A 7,053-nucleotide genomic window follows, 5' to 3' on the forward strand; every position below is an offset into this window, starting at 1 on the left:
GATATTCCGCGATGGCCGCCGCCCAAGACGCCCCGCTGCAGACCCTGTTCCTCCCGTTCGCCGCTGGCGCCCTGCCATGGCCGCAGGGGTCGGTGTTGTTCCTGCGCGCGCGCGAGGGCTGGCCGCTGCGGGAGCATGCCGCGCCGGGCCAACTGGCCTGCGTGCAGAGCTTCCGTCCGTTCGCGCAGGCACTGGAGCGCGGTGGCTGGGACGTACGCGACGAGACCGGACTGGACGCAGCGGACGCGCGTTACCCGCTGGTGCTGGTGCTGCCGCCGCGCCAGCGCGACGAGGCCCGCGCGCTGCTGGCGCGGGCGCTGGAGCGCGTGGCGCCGGGGGGCGTGCTGGTCGCCTGCCAGTCCAACAACGAAGGCGCGCGCTCGGGCGAAAGCGACCTGCAGCAACTCGCCGGCCTGGGCGGCAAGCTGACCAAGAACCACTGCCGCGTGTTCTGGACCGCGCCGCTGGATGGCGGCCACGATGAAACGCTGCGCGCGCGCTGGGCGGCGCTGGACGCGCCGCGGCCGATCATGGACGGGCGCTTTCGCAGCCGCCCCGGCGTGTTCGCCTGGGACCGCATCGACCCGGCCTCGGCGCTGCTGGTCGAGCAGCTGCCGGCCGACCTGGCCGGGCGCGGGGCCGATCTCGGCGCCGGCTGGGGCTATCTGTCGGCCGAAGTGCTGGGGCGCTGCCCGAAGGTGACGGCGCTGGACCTGTACGAAGCCGAATCGCGCGCGCTGGCGCTGGCCCGGCACAATCTGGCCGGCAGCCACGCGCAGCTGGATTTCCGCTGGCATGACGTCACCGCCGGCATCGACGGCCGCTACGACTTCATCGTTTCCAATCCGCCGTTCCACACTCCCGCCCGCGAAGACCGGCCGGACATCGGCCAGCGCTTCATCGCCGTGGCCGCGCAGGCGCTGCGCCCGGGTGGCCGGCTGTTCATGGTCGCCAACCGGCACCTGCCCTACGAGCAGATCCTCACCGACAGTTTCGGCCAGGTGCGCGTGGCGGCCGAGCGCGACGGCTTCAAGGTCATCGTCGGCACCCGCGGTGGCCGCGCATGAAGCTGGTCAAGCACATCGCCAATCTCGGCTACGGCAGCCGCAAGCAGGTGCAGTGGCTGTTCCGCGAAGGCCGCGTCACCGATGCCGACGGCGAGGTGCTGTATGCCGACGACAAGGTCGAGCACGATGCGATCCGCATCGATGGAGAGCCGCTGGACCCGCCACCGGGCCTGAGCCTGATGCTGCACAAGCCGGCCGGTTATACCTGCTCGACCAAGGACCAGGGCCGGCTGGTCTACGACCTGCTTCCGGCCCGGTTCCGCGAGCGCTCGCCGCTGCTGTCCACGGTGGGCCGGCTGGACCGCGATACCAGCGGCCTGCTGCTGATGACCGACGACGGCGCGCTGCTGCACCGGATCGTGTCGCCGAAGTCGAAACTGGACAAGGTCTACGAGGCGCGGTTGGCGCAGGACCTGCGCGGCGACGAGGCGGCGACCTTCGCCAGCGGCGCGCTGCTGCTGGAATCGGAGGACAAGCCGCTGCTGCCGGCCGAGCTCGACGTGCTCGGCCCGCGCCAGGCGCGGCTGACCCTGCATGAAGGCCGCTACCACCAGGTACGGCGCATGTTCGCCGCGGTCGGCAACCATGTCGACGCGCTGCACCGCAGCCGCATCGGCGGGCTCGCGCTGGACGATCTTGCGGAAGGGCAATGGCGGCAGTTGTCGGCCACCGACCTGCAGACGCTGTTCGGGGATGCGCAATGACCCTGCTGGTGGAGCTGGCGGCGCGGCCGCAGGCGGTGATCTTCGACATGGACGGGCTGATGCTGGACAGCGAGCGCGCCCTGCTGGGCTGCCTCGCGCAGGCCGGCGCCGCGGCCGGGCACGACCTGCCCGAGGCCTTCCTGCTGTCGCTGATCGGTTCCAGCGACGCGTTCACCCGCCAGCGCATCGCCGCCCAGGTCGGGGCCGGCGCGGTCGATGCCCTGCTGGAGGATTCCTACGCGCGCTACGACGGCCTGGTGGCCGCCGGCGTACCGCACCGGCCAGGCATCATCGATCTGCTCGACACCCTGGTGGCCCATGGCGTGCCGCGCGCCGTGGCGACGTCCACGCGGCGCCCGCTGGCGCTGCGCAAGCTCGAAAGCGCCGGCCTGCTGCCGTATTTCGAGCACGTGGCGACCAGCAGCGATGTCGCCCATGCCAAGCCGGCGCCGGATATCTACCTGCTCGCCGCGGCGAAGCTGGGCATCGAGCCGCGCCATTGCCTGGCGCTGGAGGATTCGCCCACCGGCGTGCGCGCGGCGCTGGCCGCGGGCATGACCGTGATCCAGGTGCCCGACCTGCTGGAGCCGGACGCGGACGTGCGTGCGCTGGGCCATGCCATCGCCGGTTCGCTGCACGATGTGCGCGGATTGCTGCAGCCGTTGCTGTCCCGGTAGAGCGGGGCAACGCCCCGCTGGGGGCATTACCGGCCACGCCCCGCCGGGCGCTGCCCGGCGCTACAGAGCGGCAGCGATCCACGTTTCCATGTAGAGCGGGGCAACGCCCCGCTGGGGCATTACCGGCCAGGCCCCGCCGGGCGTTGCCCGGCGCTACAGAGCGGCCGCGATCCACGTTCCCATGTAGAGCGGGGCACCGCCCCGCTGGGGCATTACCGGCCACGCCACGCCGGGCGCTGCCCGGCGCTACAGAGCGGCAGCGATCCACGTTTCCATGTAGATCGGGGCAACGCCCCGCTGGGGCTTTCCCAACAGGGAATGGAGCATCACTCCCCGGCCAGCAGCCGGTTCCAGCCGTCCACGCCCAGCCGGTCCAGCGTGGCGATGTTGCGTTCGACGATCACGTCCGGGTCCGGGAACGCGGCCACCGCGCGTTCCACGCTGTCCTCGCGCAGCAGGTGCAGGGTCGGCCAGGGCGCGCGGTTGGTGTAGTTGCTTGCGTCGTCCGGCGCGGCGCCGGCGAACTGGTAGTGCGGGTGGAAGCTGGCCACCTGCAGGATGCCCTGCAGGTCCAGCGCCTCCACCGCCGCGTCGGCGTTGTCGAGGAAGTCGTTGTAGTCCAGGAAATCGGTGAGCACCTGCGGGTGCACGATCAGCGTGGTGTCGACCTGCTCGGCCGGCGTGTCGCGCAGGAACAGCAGTTCCTCGGCCAGTTCCTCCAGCAGCGCCTCGGGCGTGGTGGCGTCGCTGAGTACGAAGCGCACCTGCTCCTTGACGTATACCGCCTTGGCGAACGGGCACAGGTTCAGCCCGATCACCGCCTTCTCCAGCCAGCGGCGGGTGTCGGCGATCGGATCGGCGTCGGCGTGCATGGACTCAGTCACGGAAGTTGTCGAACTGCAGCGGCTGCTCGAACTCGTTCTTCTTCAGCAGCGCGATCACTTCCTGCAGGTCGTCGCGTTTCTTGCCGTTCACGCGCAGTTTGTCGCCATTGATCTGGGTGTCGACCTTGATCTTGGATTCCTTGATCTTCGCCGCGATCTGCTTGGCCAGCTTCTGCTCGATGCCCTGCTTGACCGTGACCTGCTGGCGCGCGCCGGCCAGGTTGGTCTCGACGTCGCCGAATTCCATGCAACGGAAATCGATGCTGCGTGCGGCCAGGCGCTGCTTGAGGATGTCGGCCATCTGCTTGAGCTGGAAATCGCTGGGCGCGGCCAGCTTGATCAGCTTGTCGCCGTCCTGTTCGAAGCTGGCGGCCACGCCCTTGAAGTCGAAGCGCGTGGACAGCTCGCGGTTGGCCTGGTCGATGGCATTGGTCAGTTCGTGCTTGTCGACTTCGGACACGACGTCGAAGGAAGGCATGGCAAAGCTCCTGGCGGGAAAACAGCGGCCATTCTAGGCGATCGCTCCATGGCGCCGCCGTCAGGGTGAGCCCTTCCGCTGCGCATGCAGCGGGTTGGACGCCGCGAAGCAGGCCGGCGCGCCCCTGTTGGACACCGCGATCACGGCTTCGCCCGTGTACGGAAGGCGGCGCACGTCGATGCAGATGCCGTCCGCATTGCCGCCATGTCCCCGGCGCAGGCCGCGCCCGGGCACGTCCGGGCCGTCGCCGGTGGCGAAGAAGCCTGGTCCCATGAATTCGCGCTGCGGCGTGGTCGCCTCCATGAACAGCGGCAGGGGCGGCAACCGGCCATCGCGCAGGGTCTGCACGAAGCGCGGCAGGTCGCCGGCCGGCGCCACTCCGCCCCCGGCGGCGAAATCCGGCGCCGGCAGCGCGGCGGGCGCCGGCACGGCCTGCGATAATCGGGCCATGTCCGCTTCCTCCCCGCCCATCCCGCGTTCTCCCGCCGCCGCCGTGGCGTGGATGCTGTCCGCCGTCGCCTTCTTCTCGCTGATGGATGCCGGCATGAAGCTGCTGTCGGCCGGTTACCCGACCCTGCAGGTGACCATGCTGCGCGGCGCCGCCTCGCTGCCGTTCGTGCTGGTGTGGGTGCTGGCCACCGCCGGGCCGCGTTCGCTGGTGCCGGTGCGCTGGGGCCTGCACCTGCTGCGCGGTGCGCTGGGCATGGTGATGATCGGCTGCTTCGTCTACGCGCTGCGCAGCCTGCCGCTGTCCACCGCCTATTCGATCTACTTCGTCGCGCCGCTGCTGGTGGCGGCGTTGTCGGTGCCACTGCTGGGCGAACGGGTCGGGCCGCGGCGCTGGGTCGCGATTGCCATTGGCCTGGTCGGCGTCCTGGTGGTGCTGCGCCCGGGCGTGGACGGTTTCATCTCGCTGCCGGGCTTGATGGTGCTGCTGGCGGCCACCGCCTATGCCATCGCCGCGGTGACGGTAAGCCTGCTGACCCGCACCGATACGCCGCAGTCGATGGTGGTGTGGTTCCTGCTGATCATGGCGGTCGGCGCCGGGCTGCTGGCCTGGCCGCAGTGGCAGCCGCTGCAGTGGAAGCACGCCGGGCTGATCGCCGGCATGGGCCTGGCCGGCGCGCTGGGGCAGATCGCGCTGACCCGGGCCTTCCAGCTGGGCCAGGCGTCGATGATCGCGCCGCTGGAGTACACCGGCCTGGTCTGGGTGATCGGCTGGGACCTGCTGCTGTGGGGCGTGCTGCCGGACCGCATGACCTGGATCGGCGCGGCGATCATCGTCGCCAGTGGCCTGTACCTGCTGCACCGCGAGCGCGTCCAGCACGCGCGCCGGGCCGCGCAGGTCGACCACCCCTGAACCCTGCGCCGGTCTTCATAGAACCAAAAGGAATAAGATTCCCTCTGCCCGTGCGGGCGCCGCGACCGCGGCGCTGCTAGGCTTGCCGCCCTTGTCGTCCGTCCACCTGTTCCCTGGCCGTGATCGAGTTCCAGAACCTGCACAAATCCTATGCCGTGGAAGGCCGCGCGATCACCGCGCTGCATCCGCTCGACCTGACCATCGGCGCCGGCGAGGTGTTCGGCATCATCGGCCATTCCGGCGCCGGCAAGTCGACCCTGATCCGCCTGATCAACCGGCTGGAGGAGCCCAGCGGCGGCCGCGTGCTGATCGACGGCCAGGACGCCACCGCGCTCGACGCGCAGGGCCTGCGCGCACTGCGCAGGCGGATCGGCATGATTTTCCAGCACTTCAACCTGCTGTCGGCGCGCACCGTGGCCGGCAATGTCGCCTTCCCGCTGGAACTGGCCGGCACGCCGAAGGCGAAGATCGACGCGCGCGTGGCCGAACTGCTGCGCACGGTCGGCCTGGAGGCGCATGCGGCCAAGTACCCGGCGCAGCTGTCCGGCGGGCAGAAGCAGCGCGTGGGCATCGCCCGCGCGCTGGCCACCGAGCCGAAGATCCTGCTGTGCGACGAGGCCACCAGCGCGCTCGACCCGCAGACCACTGCGTCGGTGCTGTCGCTGCTGTCCAAGATCAACCGCGAGCTGGGCCTGACCATCGTGCTGATCACCCACGAGATGGACGTGATCCGCCGCGTCTGCGACCGCGTGGCGGTGCTCGATGCCGGCCGCCTGGTCGAGAGCGGGCCGGTGAGCCAGGTGTTCCTGCACCCGCAGCATCCGACCACGCGCCGCTTCGTGTCCGAATCCGAGCACGTGGACGAGGGCGAGCTGCACCGCGACTTCGCCGCCGTGGGCGGGCGTATCGTGCGCCTGACCTTCCTCGGCGACGGCACCTACGAGCCGCTGCTGGGCCGCATCGCGCGGCAGACCGGGGTGGACTACAACATCCTGTCCGGGCGCATCGACCGGATCAAGGACACGCCCTACGGGCAGCTGACCGTGGCCCTGGTGGGCGGCGACCAGAACGCCGCCCAGGCCGGCTTCGTCGACGCCGGCGTGCACGTGGAGGAGCTGCGCCGATGATCGTCGCGACCGCCGGCGGTTTCTTCCGCCACCTAGATGCCGGCAAATGGGCCGACATCGGCCAGGCCACCATCGATACGCTGCTGATGCTGGCCGGCTCGCTGCCGCTGACCATGGCGATTGGTCTTCCGCTGGGCGTGCTGCTGTTCCTGACCGGTTCGCCACAGCTGCGCCGCCGCCCGGTCCTGTATGGCGTGACCGCGCTGGCGGTGAACGTGCTGCGCTCGGTGCCCTTCATCATCCTGATGATCGTGCTGATCCCGGTGACGCTGGCGCTGATGGGCACCTCGCTGGGCGTACGCGGCGCGATCCTGCCGCTGGTGGTCGGCGCGGCGCCGTTCTACGCGCGCCTGGTCGAGACCGCGCTGCGCGAGGTGGACCGCGGCGTGATCGAGGCCAGCCAGGCGATGGGCGCCACCACCGCGCAACTGGTGTTCAAGGTGCTGCTGCCCGAAGCGCGGCCCGGCCTGATCGCCGGCGCCACGGTCACCACCATCGCCCTGATCGGCTTCACCGCCATGGGCGGCGCGATCGGTTCCGGCGGCCTTGGCGACCTGGCCTTCCGCGACGGCTACCAGCGCTCGCATACCGACGTGGCCCTGGTCACGGTGGTGCTGCTGCTGGTCCTGGTGCAGCTGCTGCAGATGCTGGGCGACCGGCTGGTGCGCCACTACACTCGCCGTTGAGCGCGCGCTCGCCGTAGGAGCGGCTTCAGCCGCGATGGGCTTTCGCATGAAAGCGTTCGCGGCTGAAGCC

General features: G+C 70.5%; 9 protein-coding genes. 6 read left to right on the top strand and 3 right to left on the bottom strand.

Going from position 1 to position 7,053, the window contains the following annotated elements; translation table 11 throughout:
- The first annotated feature begins 11 nt into the window (after positions 1 to 11).
- From QMX80_RS09515 to QMX80_RS09525, 3 genes are read left to right on the top strand one after another with little or no spacing between them, the layout of a single operon-like run.
- Entirely contained in the window at positions 12 to 1,067 is a 1,056-nt protein-coding gene (locus QMX80_RS09515) for a class I SAM-dependent methyltransferase (protein ID WP_282276682.1), read from the top strand.
- Positions 1,064 to 1,771 carry a pseudouridine synthase gene (locus QMX80_RS09520; protein WP_055770568.1) on the top strand — a complete coding sequence of 236 codons (708 nt, stop codon included), beginning with the start codon at positions 1,064 to 1,066 and terminating at the stop codon, positions 1,769 to 1,771. Before QMX80_RS09515 ends, QMX80_RS09520 begins: the two co-directional genes overlap by 4 nt.
- Positions 1,768 to 2,448 carry an HAD family phosphatase gene (locus QMX80_RS09525; RefSeq protein WP_282276683.1) on the top strand — a complete coding sequence of 227 codons (681 nt, stop codon included), beginning with the start codon at positions 1,768 to 1,770 and terminating at the stop codon, positions 2,446 to 2,448. The genes QMX80_RS09520 and QMX80_RS09525 overlap by 4 nt, the downstream gene beginning before the upstream one ends.
- A gap of 326 nt (positions 2,449 to 2,774) precedes the next feature.
- Here the strand turns inward: QMX80_RS09525 and QMX80_RS09530 are convergent, their stop codons facing one another.
- Genes QMX80_RS09530 through QMX80_RS09540 form a run of 3 tightly spaced genes read right to left on the bottom strand, consistent with a single transcriptional unit; the run spans position 2,775 to position 4,260 of the window.
- On the bottom strand, positions 2,775 to 3,320 hold the full coding sequence (locus tag QMX80_RS09530) for a DUF1415 domain-containing protein (RefSeq protein ID WP_282276689.1): 546 nt from the start codon (positions 3,318 to 3,320) through the stop codon (positions 2,775 to 2,777).
- Positions 3,321 to 3,324: 4 nt separating this feature from the next.
- On the bottom strand, positions 3,325 to 3,810 hold the full coding sequence (locus QMX80_RS09535) for a YajQ family cyclic di-GMP-binding protein (RefSeq protein ID WP_273082979.1): 486 nt from the start codon (positions 3,808 to 3,810) through the stop codon (positions 3,325 to 3,327).
- A gap of 60 nt (positions 3,811 to 3,870) precedes the next feature.
- Entirely contained in the window at positions 3,871 to 4,260 is a 390-nt protein-coding gene (locus tag QMX80_RS09540; protein ID WP_282276684.1) for a hypothetical protein, read from the bottom strand.
- Between QMX80_RS09540 and QMX80_RS09545 the strand changes: the two genes are divergently transcribed.
- The 3 genes from QMX80_RS09545 to QMX80_RS09555 all read left to right on the top strand — a co-directional run bounded on the left by QMX80_RS09545 (position 4,259) and on the right by QMX80_RS09555 (position 6,983).
- On the top strand, positions 4,259 to 5,170 hold the full coding sequence (locus QMX80_RS09545) for a DMT family transporter (RefSeq protein ID WP_282276685.1): 912 nt from the start codon (positions 4,259 to 4,261) through the stop codon (positions 5,168 to 5,170). The two genes, QMX80_RS09540 and QMX80_RS09545, sit on opposite strands and share 2 nt — an antisense overlap.
- A gap of 119 nt (positions 5,171 to 5,289) precedes the next feature.
- On the top strand, positions 5,290 to 6,297 hold the full coding sequence (locus QMX80_RS09550) for a methionine ABC transporter ATP-binding protein (protein ID WP_282276687.1): 1,008 nt from the start codon (positions 5,290 to 5,292) through the stop codon (positions 6,295 to 6,297).
- The gene (locus tag QMX80_RS09555) at positions 6,294 to 6,983 is read left to right on the top strand and encodes a methionine ABC transporter permease (protein ID WP_055770551.1); all 690 of its coding nucleotides are present in this window, start codon (positions 6,294 to 6,296) and stop codon (positions 6,981 to 6,983) included. Before QMX80_RS09550 ends, QMX80_RS09555 begins: the two co-directional genes overlap by 4 nt.
- The last annotated feature ends 70 nt before the right edge of the window (positions 6,984 to 7,053 follow it).

This window comes from Stenotrophomonas sp. PS02297 (genome assembly GCF_029959705.1).
Lineage (GTDB): Bacteria > Pseudomonadota > Gammaproteobacteria > Xanthomonadales > Xanthomonadaceae > Stenotrophomonas > Stenotrophomonas nitritireducens.